This is a genomic window from Uliginosibacterium sp. H1, assembly GCF_036017065.1.
Classification (GTDB): domain Bacteria; phylum Pseudomonadota; class Gammaproteobacteria; order Burkholderiales; family Rhodocyclaceae; genus Uliginosibacterium.
This window is the reverse complement of the sequence record NZ_JAYXHR010000004.1, coordinates 276,940-295,143: the sequence shown is the minus strand read 5'-3', so window position 1 is coordinate 295,143 and position 18,204 is coordinate 276,940. Positions and strand designations below refer to the sequence as shown.

Genomic DNA, 18,204 nt, shown 5'->3' with positions numbered 1-18,204 from the left:
AGGCAAGCAAAGGACGCAAAGCCCGCGGGAGATACCCCGCGGGCTTTGCGTCCCTGCAACGGATCAGCGGCTTATTTTACTTGGTAGATCTGATCGAAGCTGCCGCCATCCTTGAAGTGGGCCTCGGTGGCCTTGGCCCAGCCGCCGAAGGTGTCATCCACCGTGAAGGTCTTCACGGTCGGGAAACGGTCGGCGTACTTCTTGAAGACTTCCGGATCACGCGGGCGCAGGTAGTTCTCGGCCGCATTCTCCTGGCCGTCCTTGCTCCACAGGTATTCCAGGTAGGCCTGGGCCTGCTTGCGGGTGCCGCGCTTGTCCACCACCTTGTCGACGATGGCGACCGGCAGTTCGGTCAGGATCGACTGGGGCGGATACACCACCTCGAAGCCACCGCGACCGAATTCGCGGGCGATCAGCTCGGCCTCGGATTCGAAGGTCACCAGCACATCACCCTGGCCACGCTGGATGAAGGTGGTGGTGGCGTCGCGGCCACCCGGTGCGAACAGCGGGGTGTTCTTGAAGAAGGCGCCCAGGTAGGCGGCGGCGGTCTTGTCGTTGCCACCCGGCTGCTTCAGCGCGTTGCCCCAGGCGGCCAGGTAGGTCCAGCGGCCGTTACCGGTGTTCTTCGGGTGCGGGATGATGATCGTGGTGCCGGTCTTGATCAGGTCGTTCCAGTCCTTGATCGCCTTCGGGTTGCCCTTGCGCACGATGAACACCATCGTGGAGGTGTAGGGCGCGGCATCGTTCGGGAATTTCTTGGTCCAGTCGGCAGCGACCAGGCCCTTGTCGGCCAGGAACTGGATGTCGGTGGCCTGGTTCATGGTCACCACGTCGGCTTCCAGGCCGTCGGCCACGGCGCGCACCTGGCGGGTGGAGCCAGCATGCGACTGCTTCACTTCAACGGTTTCGCCGGTCTTCGCCTTGTAGGCCGTGACGAACTTCGGGTTGTAGTCCTTGAACACGTCGCGGGCGACGTCGTAGGACACGTTGAGCAGCGAGGTCTGCGCGAAGGTGGCAGCGCTCAGGCCCGCAAGAGCACCAGCGACGAGGACGCGGGCAAGCGAAGCGGCTTTCATGGAATGACTCCTGGCAGTGAAACGAGGCCGCCATTATCGCGCAGCGATATATCGATTCAAGGACTTATTGGTGCAGCACATATAACCGAATCAAATAAGCGCCGCCGCACCCGCCTAACCGACATCAATCGCTGTGCAAGGCCTGATCGCCAAGGGCGAGCCAGTGCTAGGCTTCAACAGCCCGCCCCGCCGTCCCCGCTGCCGCCCTCCCACTCCGCGCCCCAGCCCCCAAATGACCAAGGCTTTCTACGACACCTTCATCATCGTCCTGTCGGGCCTGATGCCCATCATCAACCCGCCGGCAACCGCCTTGCTGTTCCTCACGGTCACGCGACGCGCATCACGCGAGGTGCGTCAGTTCCTCGCGCGCAAGATCGCGATCAACGCCATCTTCGTGATCCTGCCCTCCATGTACTTCGGCGCCTTCGTGCTGCAGATGTTCGGCATCTCGATTCCCGTCCTGCGCCTGGCCGGCGGACTGGTACTGGCGGCGGCAGGATGGCGGCTGCTGCATGCGCCCACGGGAGACAGCGAGGCCGGCAGCGACGCGACGCCGCACGACAAGAACCTGAAGGACATGGCTTTCTATCCGCTGACCATGCCGCTGACCACCGGCCCCGGCACCATCGCGGTGTCGATCGCCGTGGGCTCCACGCGATCGCGGCCGGGCACGGCCCCACTGGAGGTAGTGCTCGGCAACATCGCCGGCGGCCTGCTGGCAGTGGCCATCACGGTGCTGACCATCTACTTCTGCTACCGCTATGCCGACAGGCTGGAAGACAAGGTCGGCCACACCGGGTCGGAAGCGCTGTCGCGGGTCTTCGCCTTCATGCTGATCTGCCTCGGCGTGCAGATCCTGTGGAACGGCTTCGCCGATCTGTGGGTGGATCTCGCTCAGCGCGCGGCAGCGGTGCCGAACTGACGGTCCAGCCAGTCGAAGGCGGCATCCTGCTGCTCCTTCACGAACACATGGCCGAGCGGCCAGAAGCGCGTCTCCAGCTTGCCGGCCGCGCCGTTGGCCTGCCACACCTGGTGCATCTTGCCGAACGCCGTCTTCACTGACGCGACCGGAAACAGGCCGTCCTGCTCGCCCGCGTAGAACAGCATGGGCTTGGGTGCGGCCAGTGCAGCGACGTCCGGGTAGTCCAGGTAGCGCCCCACGCCCGGATGCAGCATCGAGAACGCCGACTGGCCCTTGAGCTGGTTGTTGCCCGGCACCATCAGGCCCTGCATGGTGGCCATCCAGCAATCCACCACCGCGGCGGTCACCGAGTCCGACAACGCAGCCAGCTGCCAGGCGCGGAAAGCGCCCATCGAGAAGCCGATGGCGGCCACGCGCCTGCGATCCACCTTGTCCTGCGCAGCGAGGAACTGCGAAGCACGCACATCCTCCTGCGCGATGATGCCGGCGAAGGAGGTGCCGAGATTGAAGAGGTTGGCCGCCAGCGCCTGCTGCGAGTCGGTACGGAAACCCTCCACCGCGCGATCGCCCCAACCCAGCGCATCGAAGGACATCACCACGTAGCCGCGCCTGGCCAGCTCGTCGCCGGGGAAGCGACCGCTGAAGAATTTCTCCGCCCACTCCTTCGACGATTGCAGGCGCGCATCGTCGCCCCAGGTCTGGACGAACTTCTCCTTGCCGATGTCGAACTTGCTGCCGTGATCGTGCAGGAACAGCGCAGCGGGAAACGGGCCGCTGCCCTTGGGCACCAGGACGAGCGCCAGCGCGCGGCTCTCCGCACTGATGTTGAACTCGACCTTGCGTGCAACGTAGCTGCCGCGGTCGATCTCATCGACGACGCGCGCATCGAAGGGCTTGTCCGGCACACCGTCCGGCAACATCAACTCGCGGGCCTTGGCGAGACCCGCGCGTTTCCACGCCACCGGGTCCTTCATCTCGTCATGCCAGCCGAGCCGGAACTGCATCCTGTCGCGCAGCGCCTCGTAGAAAACCGGGAGGCTACGCTCGGGCGAGTCGATGCCCTGGCGCTGGTAGTCCGCGTGAGCCGTGATCGCTGTGCCTGCCAGCAGGCCCGCGCCGACCAGTTTGAGAAGAGAGGAGAACGGAGAAGAAAGAGGGGTGGAGCGCATGCGTTCCTCCGGCGCTGGAAACCGGAGAAACGCTAGCATTCATGCCAAGGCCATACGCAGTCGCGCGGCAAATATATATCGCGACAACTGTCGTCCGACGGCGACGCGCACTCAGCGCGGCAGGTGCTCGCCCATCACGCGACGATAGAACTCATGGAAGTGCTGCATGCCGTCTTCCATCGGTGACTGGTAGGGACCCCACTCGTTGCGGCCCTCCTGCCACAAGGCACGACGCCCCCGGTCCATGCGCTCGGCAATCTCGTCGTCCTCGACTGCCGTTTCCATGTACGCGGCCTGCTCGGCCTCGATGAACTCGGGCTCGAAGGCAGCGATCTCTTCCGGGTAGTAGAACTCCACCACGTTCAGCGTCTTGTCGACGGCTTGCGGAATCAGGTGACTGACCACCAGCACGTGCGGGTACCACTCCACCATGATGTTCGGGAAGTAGGTCAGCCAGATCGCACCGTGCGGCGGCAGTTCGCCCTGGTAGTAGTCCAGCACGGCCTGCTGCCAGCGCTCGTAGGCCGGCGAGCCGGATTTCTTCAGCGACGTGACACCGACGCGTTGCACCGAGTACCACTCGCCGAACTGCCAGGTCAGGTCGTCGCAGGTGACGAAGTTGCCCAGCCCCGGGTGGAAGGGTGCGACGTGGTAGTCCTCCAGGTACACCTCGATGAAGGTCTTCCAGTTGTAGTTGCACTGGTGGTGTTCGACCTTGCCCAGCACGTAGCCGCTGAAATCGAGCTGGTCGGCGATCTGCATGCCGGCGAGGTCGGCGTTGGCCGAGCGCGGTCCCTTGAACAGCAGGCCACGCCAGTTCTCCAGCGACTGGCGGCCGAGGTTCAGGCAGGGCTTGTCAGCGAAGTGCGGCGCACCCAGCAGTTGGCCGGCGTTGTCGTAGGTCCAGCGGTGGATGGGGCACACCACGTTGCGGGCGCGGCCACGACCTTCCAGCATGATGGCCTGGCGATGGCGGCAGACGTTGGACATCAGCGAGATGCCATCGGCCCCATGCATCAGCATGCGGCTGTGGTCCATCCACCCCAGCGTGTGGTAATCGTTCGGTTCCGGCGTCATCAGCGAATGGCCGACGTAGCCAGGACCGGCATCGAAAATCAGCTTCTTCTCCATCGCGAAAAGATGTTCGTCGAAGTACGCGGAGACGGGCAGTTGCGACACTGCCGGCGAGAGCTGATTGACTGATGCGATAGAGGACATCCCGTAGCCTTTGGTGATTCGAAGCCGGAAAGCCGGAATCCAAAAAAGCGTTCCATTATAATGGCCGGCTTTCCCCGGGGTAAGCCCCGCGGTTTCACCCCGTACCCTTTCCCTTTACCCTTTACGTAACCCATCCGCAGCCCAGCCATGCCGAAAGCCGCTCCCGCCAGCACCGAACCCAGCTTCGAGGAAGCCCTCGCGGAACTGGAACGCATCGTTGCCGACATGGAGGCGGGCGAGTTGCCGCTGGAAGAATCGCTGCAACGCTACCAGCGTGGCGTTGCCCTGCTGCGTCAGTGCCAGGGTCGGCTGGACGTCGCCGAGCAACGCATCCGCGTGCTCGAACAGGACCAGATGGTCGATACCGAAATCCCGCTTTCCCGCGGTGAGTCCGCATGAGTACGCCGAAGTTCCAGGACTGGATGCTGGCCACCCAGCGCTGCACGGAAGCAGCGCTGGAGCGACTGCTGCCGCCAGCCAGCCAGGTACCCGAGCGCCTGCATGAAGCAATGCGCTACACCACGCTGGGTGGTGGCAAGCGCGTACGCCCGCTGCTGGCCTTCGCCGCTGGTGAAGTAGCCGGCGCCGACGCAGCACGCGTGGAGATCGCAGCCAGCGCGCTGGAGTGCATCCACGTCTACTCGCTGGTGCATGACGACATGCCCTGCATGGACGACGACGACCTGCGCCGTGGCAAGCCGACCGTGCACATCCAGTACGACGAAGCCACCGCGCTGCTGGTGGGCGATGCCCTGCAGACGCTGGCCTTCGAGCTGCTGTCGCACAACGTGTTGAGCGACGACGCAACGCGCCAGCTGCGCGTGCTGCAGGTCGTGAGCCGCGCTTCCGGCTCGCGCGGCATGGCCGGTGGCCAGGCCATCGATCTCGCCTCGGTCGGCAAGGCGCTGACCCGCCCCGAGCTGGAGTTCATGCACATCCACAAGACCGGCGCACTGATCCGCGCGGCGGTGCTGACCGGCGCCCTGCTGGGTGAAGTCAGCGACGAGGAGCTGGAGCGCCTGGATCACTACGCAAAATGCATCGGCCTGCTGTTCCAGGTGGTCGACGACATCCTCGACACGGTGGCCGACACCGCCACGCTGGGCAAGACCGCCGGCAAGGACGCGGCCAACGACAAACCGACCTACGTCAGCATCCTCGGCCTGGAAGAGTCGCGCGAACTCGCACGCGAACTCGCTACCGAAGCGCATGCCGCCCTCGCCGGCTTCGGCGATCGCGCGCTGCGCCTGCGCGAGCTGACCGACTACATCGTGAGCCGCCCGTTCTGAGACGGCCCCAAACCTTCGCCCCGATACGACATGTCGTCCTACCCCCTGCTCGACACCATCGATTCACCCACGACACTGCGCGCGCTGGACCGCCGCCAGCTGCCGCAACTCGCTGACGAGCTGCGCGCCTTCCTGCTTGAATCGGTATCGAAGACCGGCGGACACCTGTCGTCTAACCTCGGGACGGTGGAGCTCACCATCGCCCTGCACTACGTCTACGACACGCCGGAAGACCGCATCGTGTGGGACGTGGGGCACCAGACCTACGGCCACAAGGTGCTGACCGGCCGCCGCGAGGCAATGGCCACGCTGCGCCAGTGGGAAGGCATCTCCGGCTTTCCGCGGCGTAGCGAAAGCAACTACGACACCTTCGGCACCGCGCACTCGTCCACCTCGATCTCCGCCGCGCTCGGCATGGCCGTCGCCGCCAAGGCGAAGGGCGAAGACCGCCGCGCCATCGCGGTGATCGGCGACGGTGCGATGAGCGCCGGCATGGCCTTCGAGGCCCTGAACAACGCGGGCGTCATGGACGCCGACCTGCTGGTGATCCTCAACGACAACGAGATGTCGATCTCGCCGCCGGTGGGCGCGCTGTCGAACATCCTCGCCCGCCTGCTCTCCGGCAAGACCTACAACGCCGCGCGCCGCGCCGGCGAGAAGGTGCTGAGCGTCTCCAACAGCATGCTGGAGCTGGCCAAGCGCGTGGAAGAACACGTCAAGGGCATGGTCACGCCCGGCACGCTGTTCGAGGAGTTCGGCTTCAACTACATCGGCCCGATCGACGGACACGACCTGGACGCGCTGATCCCGACCCTGCAGAACCTGCGCAAGCTGAAAGGCCCGCAGTTCCTGCACATCGTCACCCGCAAGGGCCAGGGCTACAAACTGGCGGAAGCCGACCCGGTGCTGTACCACGGTGTCGGCAAGTTCGATCACAGCGCCGGCATCCAGACCGGCAAGGGTGGGGGAAAGCTGACCTTCACCCAGGTTTTCAGCGACTGGCTGTGCGACATGGCCGCCGCGGACGACAAGCTGATGGCGATCACCCCCGCCATGCGCGAAGGCTCCGGCCTCGTGCGCTTCGAGCAGGAGTATCCGAAGCGTTATTTCGATGTCGGCATCGCCGAACAGCATGCACTGACCTTCGCGGCCGGCCTCGCCTGCGAGGGCTTGCGCCCGGTGGTGGCGATCTATTCCACCTTCCTGCAACGCGCCTACGACCAGCTGATCCATGACATCGCCCTGCAGAACCTGCCGGTGATGCTGGCCGTGGACCGCGGCGGCCTGGTCGGCGCGGACGGCGCGACGCACCACGGCGCTTTCGATATTTCCTACCTGCTGTGCGTGCCCAACATGGTGGTGATGACGCCGAGCGACGAGGCCGAATGCCGGCAGCTGCTCAGCACCGCCTACCATCACGACGGCCCGACTGCGGTGCGTTACCCGCGCGGCAGCGGCAATGGCAGCAAGCCCGCCAGCACCCTGGACGTGCTGCCGATCGGCCGCGGCGAGATGCGCCGTGAGGGCAGCAGGCTTGCCCTGCTGGCTTTCGGCACCCTGCTGCACGACGCGCTGAAGGTCGGCGACAAGCTGGACGCCAGCGTCGCCAACATGCGTTTCGCCAAGCCGATCGACCGCGAACTGGTCCTGCAGCTGGCAGCCCGTCACCGCCTGCTTGTCACGCTGGAAGAGAATGCGATCACGGGCGGCGCCGGCGCCGAAGTGGCGCGCCTCGTCCATGAGGCCGGCCTCGACGTCAGCGTCCTGACGCTGGGCCTGCCGGATCATTTCATCGATCACGGCGAGCAACAGCAATTGCTGAGCGCCATCGGGCTGGACGTGGCCGGCATCGAGGCAGCCATCCGCGCTCATCCGGCCTTCGCCGCCTGAAGACAGGCCCCGTACCGGGGCCGTCGTCAGCCCCGCAGTTCTTCTAAGGAACTATGGAACTAATAGTTGAGTCTTTTGCTCAACATTATTAGACTTTCCGACTCCCTTTTTCACGGCCGGCGCAACGTCGTGCTGGCGGCAGGATCATCATGAATGCAGTGACACCTCCCTCGAATCTGGCCGCAATGCCGGACGTGCAGAGTTCAGAAGACCTTCGCCACCTCGCCATCGATCGCGTCGGCATCAAGTCGATCCGCCATCCGGTCAAGGTCAAGGACCGGAGCGAGGGCGTGCAGCACACCATCGCCAATTTCGACATGTATGTCGGCCTGCCCCATAACTTCAAGGGCACCCACATGTCGCGCTTCGTCGAGATCCTGAACTCGCATGACCGCGAGATTTCGGTCGAGAACTTCGAGCCGATGCTGCGCCAGATGGTGGAGCGCTTGGAGGCCGAGACCGGCCACCTGGAGATGCGCTTCCCCTACTTCATCAACAAGACCGCTCCCGTTTCCGGCGTGCAGAGCCTGCTGGACTACGAAGTGGTGTTCATCGGCGAGATCCTGCCGGGCAACCAGTACCAGTTCACCATGAAGGTGCTGGTGCCTGTCACCAGCCTGTGCCCCTGCTCCAAGAAGATTTCCCAGTACGGCGCGCACAACCAGCGCTCGCACGTCACCGTCAGCGCCACCACCAATGCCGATGTGTGGATCGAGGAGATCGTCCAGTTCGTCGAGCAGCAGGCTTCCTGCGAGCTGTACGGCCTGCTCAAGCGCCCGGACGAGAAGTACGTGACCGAGCGCGCCTACGAGAACCCCAAGTTCGTGGAAGACATGGTGCGCGACGTGGCGACGCAACTGAACGCCGAGAAGCGCATCGACGCCTACGTGGTGGAGTCCGAGAATTTCGAGTCCATCCACAACCACTCGGCCTATGCGCTGATCAGCCGCGACAAGCGCAAGCATCCGCTCTGAGCTGCAGCCTGCCTGTCTGGCATGACAAGAGCCGCGCAATTGCGCGGCTTTTTCATTTCAGCCCGACGCCGAACCACAAATAAAAAAGCCCGCTCGATGAGCGGGCTTTTCCGAGTCGGCGTTCGCCGGCGATTAACGCTTGGAGAACTGCTTGCGACGGCGGGCGCCGTGCAGACCGACCTTCTTACGTTCGACTTCACGTGCATCGCGGGTCACGAAGCCAGCGCGCTTCAGGGTGCCCTTCAGCTCTGCATCGTAGTCGATCAGTGCGCGGGTGATACCGTGGCGCACGGCACCGGCCTGGCCGGACTCACCACCACCGGAGACGTTCACCAGGATGTCAAAGCGATCAGCGGTTTCGGTCAGTTGCAGCGGCTGGCGCACGATCATGCGGCCGGTTTCGCGGGAGAAGAACTCATCCAGCGGCTTGCCGTTCACGACGATCTTGCCGGAACCGGCCTTGATGAACACACGTGCCACCGCAGTTTTGCGGCGGCCGGTACCGTAGTTGTACTGTCCAACGGGCATTTCAGGGCTCCTTAAGCGATCTCAAGCGCTTTGGGTTGCTGGGCGGTGTGCGGGTGAGCAGCACCGGCGTAGCACTTCAGCTTCTTGAGCATGGCGTAGCCGAGCGGGCCCTTGGGCAGCATGCCCTTGACGGCCTTCTCCAGCACGCGCTCGGGGAAGCGCTGTTGCAGCTTGGTGAAGTTGGTTTCGTAGATACCGCCCGGGTAACCGGAGTGACGGTAGTACTTCTTGTCCAGGGCCTTGTCGCCGGTCACGCGCAGCTTGTCGACGTTCACCACAACGATGAAGTCGCCCGTGTCCACGTGCGGGGTGTAGATGGCCTTGTGCTTGCCACGCAGGCGATGGGCGATCTGGCTGGCCAGACGGCCAAGCACCTTGTCGGTCGCATCGACCACGAACCAGTCGCGGGTCACTTCCTGCGGCTTGGCGGAAAAGGTTTTCATTCTGAGTTTCCTCGGGTTTTTCTATGGCTAGGATTGGTGGAACGGGGCAACCACTAGCGGAAAGCCCGCGATTTTAAGCACTCGCGGGCTTTTCTGTCAAATGGCGTTGGGTAGCGGAACCAAAAAATGGGCCGTGGCGGGGGGCCGATGGCCGGCTATTTGTCCTCGACCCGGCCCAGCAGCAGGTATTCCATGAGCGCCTTCTGCACGTGCAGACGGTTCTCGGCTTCGTCCCACACCACACTCTGCGGGCCGTCGATGACCTCGGCCGCCACTTCCTCGCCGCGGTGTGCGGGCAGGCAGTGCATGAACACGGCGCCAGGGTTGGCGACGCGCATCATGTCGGCATCCACCTGGAAGTCGGCGAAGTCCTTCATGCGCTCTTCGTTCTCGGCCTCGAAGCCCATCGAGGTCCATACGTCGGTGGTGATGATGTCCGCACCACGCGCGGCATCCATCGGGTCGGCAAACTGCTCGAAGTGATCCGTGCCGTACAGGTTGGCGCGCTCGGCTTCGACTTCGTAGCCGGCCGGCGTGGAGACATGAACGTTGAAGTCCAGCACCTCCGCCGCCTGCAGCCAGGTGTTGCAGACATTGTTGGAGTCGCCGATCCACGCCACCGTCTTGCCCTGGATGGAGCCATTGCGCTCGATCCAGGTGTAGATGTCGGCCATGATCTGGCAGGGGTGGTACTCGTTGGTCAGGCCGTTGATGACCGGCACGCGCGAGTTGCTGGCAAAGCGTTCGATGATGCTCTGCTCGAAGGTGCGGATCATCACGATGTCGCTCATGCGCGAGATGACCTGCGCAGCGTCTTCCACCGGCTCGCCGCGGCCAAGCTGCGAATCACGGGTGTTCAGGTAGATCGCCGAACCACCGAGCTGGTGCATGCCGGCCTCGAAGGACAGCCGGGTGCGGGTGCTGGCTTTCTCGAAGATCATCACCAGCGTGCGGTCGAACAACGGGTGGTAAGGCTCGTAGCGCTTGAACTTTTCCTTGATCCAGCGCGTGCGTCCGAACACCCAGTCGTATTCGTCACGGGTGAAGTCGTTGAACTGCAGGTAGTGCTTGGGTGCCAGGCTCATGATGGCGTGTGCGGCGCGAAACTGGCTTTCCGCAGCCGCTCTCCTCTCATTGCAGGGGACGCCTTGCACGGCGCCACAAAACACAACGGCGACTGACGCCGCCGTTACCAAGGGGCTGGACTCTACGCCAAAACACCCTTTCTGTACAGGCTGTTAGCCGCGCCGAAAACCTTGCAACACAAGGCACAGCGGGCTTTTCTGTTACACTCCGGATCGAATTTGCGCTTGCAGCATTCCCACGCGGCAAGTGCCCGAAACCAGCGGTCCCGCCTTCAATCGACCAGCGTTCATGACTGTTCCTTTCCACAGCTTCATCATCGTCGGCGTCACTTCGGACGGGAAGACCTTCCGCCCCAGCGACTGGGCCGACCGGCTGTGCGGAATCATGTCTGCCTTCGGTGCGGACCGGAAAATGAAGTTCTCCCCGTACGTGCGCCCGGGCTGCACCATCACCGGCGAAAAGTGCGTGATGGTCGACGCCAAGATCTACAAGCTGGAGCCGCTGGCGTACAACTTCCTGGTGAATTTCGCCAAGGACAACGACCTGAAGGTCGAATCCCTGCCCGAATAAGGCGCCGCGGGAACTCCCTTCTTTCTGCCGCTGCCGTAAGCTTGTCGCCTCTGACCCGGTCTGCTCCCGCAGACACAGGAGAACGCCATGCTGATCCGCCGCCGTCCCGACATCCAGCCTTCCGAGATCACTCCGCGCGAGGTGTATCGACAGCGCCGCGACCTGATGCGCGCAGGGCTCGCCGGCGCGGCCTGGCTGGCTGCCCCCGCGGCGTTCTCCGCCAAGCTGGCGACCGTACCGGGCCCCTACAAACTGGACGAGTCCCCCACGCGGCTGAAGGACGTCACAAGCTATAACAACTATTACGAATTCGGCACCGGCAAGTACGACCCCGAGGAGAACGCCAAGGCACTGAAGACGCGCCCCTGGTCGGTGGCAGTCGAAGGCCTGTGCGCGAAACCGAAGGTCTTCGGCATCGAGGAATTGCTGAAGCTGGCTCCGCTGGAAGAACGCACCTACCGCATGCGCTGCGTCGAGGGCTGGTCGATGGTGATCCCGTGGGTCGGCTTCCCGATCTCCGCATTGCTCAAGCAGGTGCAACCGCTGGGCAGCGCCAAGTACGTGGAGTTCGTGACGCTGGAAGACCCCAAGGTGATGCCCGGCCTGCGCGTGCCGGTGCTGGACTGGCCCTATGTCGAAGGCCTGCGCCTGGACGAGGCCAACCACCCGCTGAGCATCCTCGCTGTCGGCCTGTACGGCGAGGAGTTGCTGCCGCAGAACGGCGCGCCGATCCGCCTCGTCGTGCCGTGGAAATACGGTTTCAAGAGCGCCAAGTCCATCGTGAAGATCCGCCTGGTCGAGCAGATGCCCAAGACCGCGTGGAACGTGGCCGCGCCCCAGGAGTACGGCTTCTATTCCAACGTGAATCCCAACGTGGATCACCCGCGCTGGAGCCAGGCGACCGAACGCCGCATCGGCGAGCTGACCAAGCGCAAGACGCTGATGTTCAACGGCTATGCCAATGAAGTGGCGTCGCTCTACACCGGCATGGACCTGAAGAAGCTGTATTGATGCAGGCGCCCCCTGCCCTGCGCATGCTGTCGGCACGACAGATCGCCGCGGCCAAGGTCATCGTCTTCGCGCTGTCCCTGCTGCCGCTCGCGTGGTGGGTGTGGGGTTTCAATCGGGACCTGCTCGGTGCGAATCCGGTCGAGACCATCACCCACGGCACCGGCGACTGGTGCCTGCGCTTCCTGCTGATCACGCTGGCGGTCACGCCGACCCGCAAGCTCACCGGCCTGCACTGGCTGTTGCGCCTGCGCCGCATGCTCGGACTGTTCGCGTTCTTCTACGGCAGCCTGCATCTCACGACCTACCTGTGGCTGGACCAGTTCTTCGACTGGGGCGCGATCCTCAAGGACATCGTGAAGCGCCCCTTCATCACGCTGGGCTTTGCAGCCTATCTGCTGATGGTGCCGCTGGCGCTGACCTCCTTCAACGCTGCGATCCGCTGGATCGGCGGGCGCAACTGGCAGAGACTGCATCGCGCCGTGTATGCCGTGGCGATACTGGGGGTGCTGCACTTCTGGTGGCTGGTGAAGCGAGACCTCACCGAACCCATCATCTACGCGGTGCTGCTCAGCGGCCTGTTCGCGGCACGCTGGCATTACCGCAAGGCGTGAAAAAAGCCGCAGCGGATCGCTCCGCTGCGGCTTGCTGGCAAGACAGCGACCGGTATCGATCAATAACCGCTGCAATTGCCAATGTTGCACTCACCCGGGTTGGTACGGCTCGGGCCGAGCAGCGTGACATTGGCTTCCGTCACGTCGCAGTAGGGCTTGTTCCAGAACACGCCGACCGTCTCCGACGTGCCCTCGCCCTTCACCTTGCCGATGAACACCTGGCACATCTTCACGCGGTCGGAACCGGTGTTGTCCAGCACCACGTTGCGGATGGTGGCCTTGTCGCCGTAGTTCACATTGACGCCGGTGTAGGTCTTCACGTCACGTGTCACCACCTGGTTGATGTTCACCAGGCGCGGGCCGCCGTTGGCCGTGCAGTCGCCGCACGAACGATAGAGCTTGCCGCCGCCTTCGCCGTAGAAGTTGCTGATGTTCACCGTGCCACGGCCGTTGTGCTGGAAGATCTTGTCCGCGGCCTTGTGCGCACCGCCGCAGTTGATGTTCATCACCGAACCTGCGGGCCCCTTGCCGGTCGCTGCGTCCTCGCCCACGTCTTCCCACCACACGTTGGTCAGCGTGCAGCTGCCCATGCAGTGGATGCCGTCGGCCGCGGCCGCGCCGATGATCACGTTCTTCAGCGTCGCGCCGTCTTCCACCTGGATCACCGGCGGCTGGCCTTCGTCCTGGCCACCACCGGACAGGTTGAAGCGCTTGTTGCCACCGTCATAGACGGTGTTGGCGGGAACGATCAGCGGCGTGCTCAGTTGCACGGTCTCGGTCGCGACCGGCAGCTTGCAGCCGGGGTAGTAGCCCTGACCACTGACGTAGCCCGGCGGCAGCCAGGTACCGGTGCCACCGCTCGAACCACTGGAGCTGGAGGAGCTGCTGGACGACGAGGAACTGGAACTTGAGCTGCTCGACGACCCCGTGCCCGACGAGCTGGTGGAAGACGAGTTGGACGACGAAGTGCTGGAGCTGGACGTGCTCGAAGAGCTCGAGGAAGAGGAAGAGCTCGAAGACGAACTGCTCGACGAGCTGCTGTTCGGCGTACCCGGCGCCGAGCATTCATTGCTACCACCACCGACACGGCCACCAAAGGTTGCCTGGTTGCAGACAAAGCTGCCGGTGAGCGTCTTGTAGAAGAACTGGTCGGCACGGCCGAATGCGACGTTGGTCGCTGTCGCTACCGAGCAGGTCTTGTTCTCGGTGCAGATGGTCGTGTAGCCGGCCGGGCGGTTGGCCGCCCAGACGCCACCCGCCAGCGCTGCGGCCAGCAGGCCGAGCGAGAGGTGAATCCGTTTCATTTGTCTTGTCTCCGTTGTTGTACCTGTCCCGGAATGGACTCCGGGCAGGAAAAGAAAACGCCGCAGCAAGTTGCCCTGCTACGGCGTTGCTTCAAGCATCAGGGCTTGCCGCCCATGACCTCGAACAGGTCGCTCAGTACGGGCAGGAGCCCGCGCAGGCGCTGGTGTTCATCAGGCTCGGCGGAATCAGCGTCACATCGGACTGGCTGACGTTGCAGTTCGGCGTATTGAACTCCACGCCCAGCGCCGAGGTGCTGCCGTTGCCCTTCACGACGCCACGATAGACCTGGCAGATCTTGGTCTTGCCCGTGCCGCTGTTGTTCACCGTCAGGTTGCGGATGGTGGCCACGTCACCGAAGTTGCTGTTGATGCCCACGATGGTCGGCACGTCACGGGTGATCACGTCGGTGATGAACACCTTGCGCGGACCGCCGTTGCCGGTGCAGTCGCCGCAGGTGCGGGCCAGCTTGCCAGCGTCGGACGCGAAGAACTTGCTGATGTGCAGCTCGCCACGACCGTTGAACTGGAAGGTCTTGTCCGAACCCTTGTAGGCGCCACCGCAGGTGATGTTCATCTTGGTGCCGACCGGGCCGAGTGCCGTCGCCGCATCTTCACCGATGTCTTCCCACCACACGTTCTGCAGGTTGCAGTTGCCCAGGCAGTGGATACCGTCGGCAGCCAGCGTACCGATAATGACGTTCTTCAGCGTGCCGCCGTCCTGCACGTCGAACACAGCCGGTTGGCCTTCCGACTGGCTGCCACCCGACAGGTTGTAGCGCTTGTTGCCGCCGTCGAAGGTCGTGCCGGCCGGCACCACATAGGTCGCGCCCAGCTGGACGGTTTCCGTGGCGGTCGGCATTTCGCACCCCGGGTACGCGTTGTAGACCACGCCGTTGCCCGACGACGAGCTGGAGCTCGACGAAGAGGAACTGCTGGACGAAGAGCTGCTCGACGAGCTGGATGAGGATGAGCTGCTCGAAGACGAGGAGCCGGTGCCCGACGACGAGCTGGAGCTCGACGAGGAGGAACTCGAACCACCACCCGAACTGGAAGCGACCGAGCACTCGTTCACACCGCCAGCGGTGCGACCGCCGAAGGTGGCTTCGTTACACACGAAGCTGCCGCTCAGGGACTTGTAGAAGAACTTGTCGGCACGACCAAAAGCCACGTTGGTGTTGGCTGCCACGGAAGCGGTCTTGCCTTCGGTGGCGACGGTCACGAAGCCGGCGGGACGATTGGCGGCGAACGCAGTAGTCGCCAGCGCAGCGGCGAACACGCCGAGCGCGAGGTGCTTAGCAAACATGAAATGTCTCCAAATAGTTATGTGCCGGAAATGCTTCAGCTCCATTGCGGAGCGAGCGCCCGTCCGGCTTGTCGGGCGACACAGTATTTTTAGCAGTCCGCAGAAAATACACAAGACTTGTAAGACTTATTCCTACAAGTCAGACAGACGCGGCGCAGCAAACGCCGGTCGGTGCTCAAGCGGGCCGCTGTGCGCTCTTCGGGCGAAAGGCCTTCACCACGGCCTCGTGGGTCCGCACATAGGGACCGCCGATGAGATCAAGGCAATACGGCACTGCCGCAAAGACACCGTCGACAAGTGTCTTGCCATCGGCGTCACGCACGCCCTCCAGCGTCTCGCAGATGGCCTTGGGCTGGCCCGGCAGGTTGATGATGAGGCTGCAGCCGCGGATCACCGCCACCTGTCTGGAGAGGATCGCCGTGGGGACGAAGTGGCGGGAGATGCGCCGCATTTCCTCGCCGAAACCGGGCAGTTCACGCTCGCCGATTGCGAGCGTTGCTTCGGGCGTCACGTCGCGCGGCGCCGGGCCCGTGCCACCCGTGGTGACGATCAGATGACAGGCAAATTGATCCGCCAGGGCGACCAACGTGTTCTCTATGACGCTGCGCTCGTCCGGGATCAGCCGCTCCTCCGCCTGCCACGGGGAAACCAGCGCACGCGAAAACCACTCCTTCAGCGCCGGAATGCCCTTGTCCTCGTAGACGCCGGTCGAGGCACGATCGCTGATCGAAACCAGGCCGATGCGCAGCGTGTCGTCACTCATCCTCGGCTTCCTCGCCGGACGGCTCCGGCTCGCGCGAACCTCCGTCCAGTTCGCGCAGCATCCTGAATATCTCGCGGAAGGAGCGCGGCGGGCGATTCTCCGCCTGCTCCTTGATCGCATTGCGGCGCAGCTGACGCAAGCGGGTGAGGTCGGCACCGGGATGCGCGTGGCCGATCTCGGTCAGCACGGTTTCATCCTCGATGAAACGCGCGCGCAGATCCTCCAGCCGGTGCAGGCGGGCATTCTCCTCGCGCGAGTTGCCCTTCAACGCCTCCAGCGCGGCCTGGATCGGCGGGACATCCTCGTCACGCATGAGGCGGCCGATGAACTGCAGGTGGCGGCGCTTCGCCTCGTTCTTGGTGATGCGCGACATCTCCCGCACCGCTTCGCGCAGGCGGTCGGATACCGGCACCTTGGCAAGCTGGTCGCGCGACAGTTCGGTGAGCTCCTTGCCCACCTCCTGCAGGGCTTCCATTTCGCGCTTGCGCTGCGTCTTGCTGGGGCCGTCGAAGGCACCGGCCTCGTCGGTATCGGAATTCAGGGGGGAGTGACGCATCGCAGGAAACGCAACGGAAGAATGGTGGTCGGAACGCGTAAGATTATAGCCCCTGCCTCCGGCACCTCCCTTTTCCTCCTCCCCTTTCCCGCCCTCGCCTCACCATGACTGCACCCAAGAACGGCTTCAACTTCAGCCAGGATGCCCTGGCCGACATCGCCCGCGAACTCACCGATTACGCCCGCAGCCAGGGAGCGACAGCCAGCGAGGCGGACGTGTCGGAGGGCTTCGGCCATTCCGTGTCAGTGCGCCGCGGCGAAGTGGAGACCATCGAGTACAACCGCGACAAGGGCATCGGCGTCACCGTGTACATCGGGCAGCAACGCGGCCACGCCAGCAGCTCTGACTTCTCGCGCGAAGCGCTGCATGCGACCGTCGACGCCGCCCTGTCGATCGCCCGCTTCACCGCCGCCGATCCGGCCGCCGGGCTGGCCGACGAAGCCCTGCTGTGGCGTGGCAAGCAGATGGACCTGAGCCTGCACCACCCGTGGGGCCTGTCGGTGGATCAGGCGGTCACGCTGGCGCGCGAGTGCGAAAGCGCCGCCTTCGATACCAGCCCGCAGATCCGCAATTCCGAGGGCGCCAACGTATCGACGCACGAGTCGCATTTCGTGTCCGCCAACAGCCTGGGCTTCTGCTCCGGCTTCTCGACCTCGCGCCATTCGATCTCCTGCTCGGTCATCGCCGGCGAGGACGACGCCATGCAGCGCGACGACTGGTACGCCATGCGCCGCAATGCCGCCGAATTGCCGGCGGCGGCCGAGGTTGGCCGCTATGCCGCGCAGCGCACGCTGGCCCGCGTCGGCGCCCGCAAGGTGAAGACCTGCAAGGTGCCGGTGATCTTCGAGGCACCGCTGGCCTGCGGCCTGATCGGCGGCTTCGTGCACGCGGCCAGTGGCGGCAGCCTGTACCGCAAGAGCTCCTTCCTGCTCGGCGCGCTGGACCAGCAGATCTTCAGCAAGGGGGTACGCATCAGCGAAGAACCGCACCTGCCCGGCGCCATGGGCAGCACGCCCTTCGACGATGAAGGCGTGGCCACCCGCGCGCGTGACGTCGTCAGCGACGGCGTGTTGCGGGGCTACTTCCTGGGCAGCTATTCGGCGCGCAAGCTGGGCATGCAGACCACCGCGAATGCCGGCGGCGCACACAACCTGATCCTGCATTCCGGCAAGGATTCGCTGGACAGCCTGATCGGCGGCATCAAGCGCGGCCTGCTGGTCACGGAATTGCTGGGCCAGGGCATCAACTACGTGACCGGCGACTACTCGCGTGGCGCTGCCGGCTACTGGATCGAGAACGGCCGCATCGCCTACCCCGTGGCGGAGATCACGATTGCCGGCAACCTGCGCGAGATGTTCCGCGACATCCAGGCGGTGGGCAGCGACGTCATCGTGCGTGGCGCGCGCCAGACGGGCTCGGTGCTCATCGGCAAGATGACGGTGGCCGGCGACTGAACGGGCGGCAGCGCGTCCATCAGCCGGTGCGTCGTTC

19 protein-coding genes are annotated in these 18,204 nt (G+C 64.2%); 9 read left to right on the top strand and 10 right to left on the bottom strand.

Going from position 1 to position 18,204, the window contains the following annotated elements:
• Positions 1-71 precede the first annotated feature (71 nt).
• On the bottom strand, positions 72-1,076 hold the full coding sequence (locus VVD47_RS20505; protein WP_327605390.1) for a sulfate ABC transporter substrate-binding protein: 1,005 nt from the start codon (positions 1,074-1,076) through the stop codon (positions 72-74).
• Between the two features lie 232 nt (positions 1,077-1,308).
• On the opposite strand from VVD47_RS20505, the gene VVD47_RS20500 reads away from it, so the two are divergent.
• Positions 1,309-1,998, top strand: a complete 690-nt coding sequence (locus VVD47_RS20500; RefSeq protein WP_327605389.1) for a MarC family NAAT transporter — start codon at positions 1,309-1,311, stop codon at positions 1,996-1,998.
• On the opposite strand, the gene VVD47_RS20495 is transcribed toward VVD47_RS20500, so the two are convergent.
• Both VVD47_RS20495 and VVD47_RS20490 read right to left on the bottom strand, forming a co-directional pair.
• Complete coding sequence (locus VVD47_RS20495) at positions 1,971-3,167, bottom strand: dienelactone hydrolase family protein (RefSeq protein WP_327605388.1); 1,197 nt, start codon at positions 3,165-3,167, stop codon at positions 1,971-1,973. The two genes, VVD47_RS20500 and VVD47_RS20495, sit on opposite strands and share 28 nt — an antisense overlap.
• Before the next feature lie 111 nt (positions 3,168-3,278).
• Positions 3,279-4,385 carry an aromatic ring-hydroxylating oxygenase subunit alpha gene (locus tag VVD47_RS20490; protein WP_327605387.1) on the bottom strand — a complete coding sequence of 369 codons (1,107 nt, stop codon included), beginning with the start codon at positions 4,383-4,385 and terminating at the stop codon, positions 3,279-3,281.
• Positions 4,386-4,532: 147 nt separating this feature from the next.
• Between VVD47_RS20490 and xseB the strand changes: the two genes are divergently transcribed.
• The 4 genes from xseB (at position 4,533) to folE2 (ending at position 8,538) form a co-directional block, all read left to right on the top strand.
• Positions 4,533-4,784 (top strand): exodeoxyribonuclease VII small subunit, encoded by a 252-nt coding sequence (xseB, locus tag VVD47_RS20485; protein ID WP_327605386.1) that lies wholly within the window; start codon positions 4,533-4,535, stop codon positions 4,782-4,784.
• Positions 4,781-5,674 carry a polyprenyl synthetase family protein gene (locus VVD47_RS20480; RefSeq protein ID WP_327605385.1) on the top strand — a complete coding sequence of 298 codons (894 nt, stop codon included), beginning with the start codon at positions 4,781-4,783 and terminating at the stop codon, positions 5,672-5,674. The genes xseB and VVD47_RS20480 overlap by 4 nt, the downstream gene beginning before the upstream one ends.
• Before the next feature lie 30 nt (positions 5,675-5,704).
• On the top strand, positions 5,705-7,564 hold the full coding sequence (dxs, locus tag VVD47_RS20475) for a 1-deoxy-D-xylulose-5-phosphate synthase (RefSeq protein ID WP_327605384.1): 1,860 nt from the start codon (positions 5,705-5,707) through the stop codon (positions 7,562-7,564).
• A 149-nt stretch (positions 7,565-7,713) separates the two neighbouring features.
• Complete coding sequence (gene folE2, locus VVD47_RS20470; protein ID WP_327605383.1) at positions 7,714-8,538, top strand: GTP cyclohydrolase FolE2; 825 nt, start codon at positions 7,714-7,716, stop codon at positions 8,536-8,538.
• Positions 8,539-8,670: 132 nt separating this feature from the next.
• Here folE2 and rpsI read toward each other — a convergent pair whose 3' ends face one another.
• The 3 genes from rpsI to argF all read right to left on the bottom strand — a co-directional run bounded on the left by rpsI (position 8,671) and on the right by argF (position 10,594).
• Entirely contained in the window at positions 8,671-9,066 is a 396-nt protein-coding gene (gene rpsI / locus VVD47_RS20465) for a 30S ribosomal protein S9 (RefSeq protein WP_327605382.1), read from the bottom strand.
• A gap of 11 nt (positions 9,067-9,077) precedes the next feature.
• Positions 9,078-9,509: a 50S ribosomal protein L13 gene (gene rplM / locus VVD47_RS20460; protein WP_327605381.1), complete on the bottom strand. Its 432-nt coding sequence runs from the start codon at positions 9,507-9,509 to the stop codon at positions 9,078-9,080.
• Between the two features lie 155 nt (positions 9,510-9,664).
• Positions 9,665-10,594: an ornithine carbamoyltransferase gene (gene argF, locus VVD47_RS20455; RefSeq protein ID WP_327605380.1), complete on the bottom strand. Its 930-nt coding sequence runs from the start codon at positions 10,592-10,594 to the stop codon at positions 9,665-9,667.
• Positions 10,595-10,883: 289 nt separating this feature from the next.
• Between argF and VVD47_RS20450 the strand changes: the two genes are divergently transcribed.
• The 3 genes from VVD47_RS20450 to VVD47_RS20440 all read left to right on the top strand — a co-directional run bounded on the left by VVD47_RS20450 (position 10,884) and on the right by VVD47_RS20440 (position 12,787).
• Complete coding sequence (locus VVD47_RS20450; protein ID WP_327605379.1) at positions 10,884-11,165, top strand: DUF3579 domain-containing protein; 282 nt, start codon at positions 10,884-10,886, stop codon at positions 11,163-11,165.
• Between the two features lie 87 nt (positions 11,166-11,252).
• Entirely contained in the window at positions 11,253-12,176 is a 924-nt protein-coding gene (msrP, locus tag VVD47_RS20445) for a protein-methionine-sulfoxide reductase catalytic subunit MsrP (protein WP_327605378.1), read from the top strand.
• A complete protein-coding gene (locus VVD47_RS20440) occupies positions 12,176-12,787 on the top strand; it encodes a sulfite oxidase heme-binding subunit YedZ (protein ID WP_327605377.1) in 612 nt (203 codons plus the stop codon). The genes msrP and VVD47_RS20440 overlap by 1 nt, the downstream gene beginning before the upstream one ends.
• A gap of 59 nt (positions 12,788-12,846) precedes the next feature.
• Here VVD47_RS20440 and VVD47_RS20435 read toward each other — a convergent pair whose 3' ends face one another.
• From VVD47_RS20435 to yjgA, 4 genes are all read right to left on the bottom strand, one after another.
• Entirely contained in the window at positions 12,847-14,091 is a 1,245-nt protein-coding gene (locus tag VVD47_RS20435) for a pectate lyase (protein ID WP_327605376.1), read from the bottom strand.
• 133 nt (positions 14,092-14,224) lie between these two features.
• Positions 14,225-15,394 (bottom strand): pectate lyase, encoded by a 1,170-nt coding sequence (locus VVD47_RS20430; protein ID WP_327605375.1) that lies wholly within the window; start codon positions 15,392-15,394, stop codon positions 14,225-14,227.
• A gap of 175 nt (positions 15,395-15,569) precedes the next feature.
• Positions 15,570-16,157: a molybdopterin adenylyltransferase gene (gene mog / locus VVD47_RS20425; RefSeq protein WP_327605374.1), complete on the bottom strand. Its 588-nt coding sequence runs from the start codon at positions 16,155-16,157 to the stop codon at positions 15,570-15,572.
• Entirely contained in the window at positions 16,150-16,713 is a 564-nt protein-coding gene (gene yjgA, locus VVD47_RS20420) for a ribosome biogenesis factor YjgA (protein WP_327605373.1), read from the bottom strand. The genes mog and yjgA overlap by 8 nt, the downstream gene beginning before the upstream one ends.
• A gap of 104 nt (positions 16,714-16,817) precedes the next feature.
• On the opposite strand from yjgA, the gene pmbA reads away from it, so the two are divergent.
• Positions 16,818-18,167: a metalloprotease PmbA gene (gene pmbA / locus VVD47_RS20415; RefSeq protein WP_327605372.1), complete on the top strand. Its 1,350-nt coding sequence runs from the start codon at positions 16,818-16,820 to the stop codon at positions 18,165-18,167.
• The last annotated feature ends 37 nt before the right edge of the window (positions 18,168-18,204 follow it).

Bases quoted from the DNA above. Each gene is read 5' to 3' on its own strand.
- VVD47_RS20505 (WP_327605390.1), bottom strand. From the start codon at position 1,076: ATGAAAGCCGCTTCGCTTGCCCGCGTCCTCGTCGCTGGTGCTCTTGCG.
- VVD47_RS20500 (WP_327605389.1), top strand. From the start codon at position 1,309: ATGACCAAGGCTTTCTACGACACCTTCATCATCGTCCTGTCGGGCCTG.
- VVD47_RS20495 (WP_327605388.1), bottom strand. From the start codon at position 3,167: ATGCGCTCCACCCCTCTTTCTTCTCCGTTCTCCTCTCTTCTCAAACTG.
- VVD47_RS20490 (WP_327605387.1), bottom strand. From the start codon at position 4,385: ATGTCCTCTATCGCATCAGTCAATCAGCTCTCGCCGGCAGTGTCGCAA.
- xseB (WP_327605386.1), top strand. From the start codon at position 4,533: ATGCCGAAAGCCGCTCCCGCCAGCACCGAACCCAGCTTCGAGGAAGCC.
- VVD47_RS20480 (WP_327605385.1), top strand. From the start codon at position 4,781: ATGAGTACGCCGAAGTTCCAGGACTGGATGCTGGCCACCCAGCGCTGC.
- dxs (WP_327605384.1), top strand. From the start codon at position 5,705: ATGTCGTCCTACCCCCTGCTCGACACCATCGATTCACCCACGACACTG.
- folE2 (WP_327605383.1), top strand. From the start codon at position 7,714: ATGAATGCAGTGACACCTCCCTCGAATCTGGCCGCAATGCCGGACGTG.
- rpsI (WP_327605382.1), bottom strand. From the start codon at position 9,066: ATGCCCGTTGGACAGTACAACTACGGTACCGGCCGCCGCAAAACTGCG.
- rplM (WP_327605381.1), bottom strand. From the start codon at position 9,509: ATGAAAACCTTTTCCGCCAAGCCGCAGGAAGTGACCCGCGACTGGTTC.
- argF (WP_327605380.1), bottom strand. From the start codon at position 10,594: ATGAGCCTGGCACCCAAGCACTACCTGCAGTTCAACGACTTCACCCGT.
- VVD47_RS20450 (WP_327605379.1), top strand. From the start codon at position 10,884: ATGACTGTTCCTTTCCACAGCTTCATCATCGTCGGCGTCACTTCGGAC.
- msrP (WP_327605378.1), top strand. From the start codon at position 11,253: ATGCTGATCCGCCGCCGTCCCGACATCCAGCCTTCCGAGATCACTCCG.
- VVD47_RS20440 (WP_327605377.1), top strand. From the start codon at position 12,176: ATGCAGGCGCCCCCTGCCCTGCGCATGCTGTCGGCACGACAGATCGCC.
- VVD47_RS20435 (WP_327605376.1), bottom strand. From the start codon at position 14,091: ATGAAACGGATTCACCTCTCGCTCGGCCTGCTGGCCGCAGCGCTGGCG.
- VVD47_RS20430 (WP_327605375.1), bottom strand. From the start codon at position 15,394: ATGTTTGCTAAGCACCTCGCGCTCGGCGTGTTCGCCGCTGCGCTGGCG.
- mog (WP_327605374.1), bottom strand. From the start codon at position 16,157: ATGAGTGACGACACGCTGCGCATCGGCCTGGTTTCGATCAGCGATCGT.
- yjgA (WP_327605373.1), bottom strand. From the start codon at position 16,713: ATGCGTCACTCCCCCCTGAATTCCGATACCGACGAGGCCGGTGCCTTC.
- pmbA (WP_327605372.1), top strand. From the start codon at position 16,818: ATGACTGCACCCAAGAACGGCTTCAACTTCAGCCAGGATGCCCTGGCC.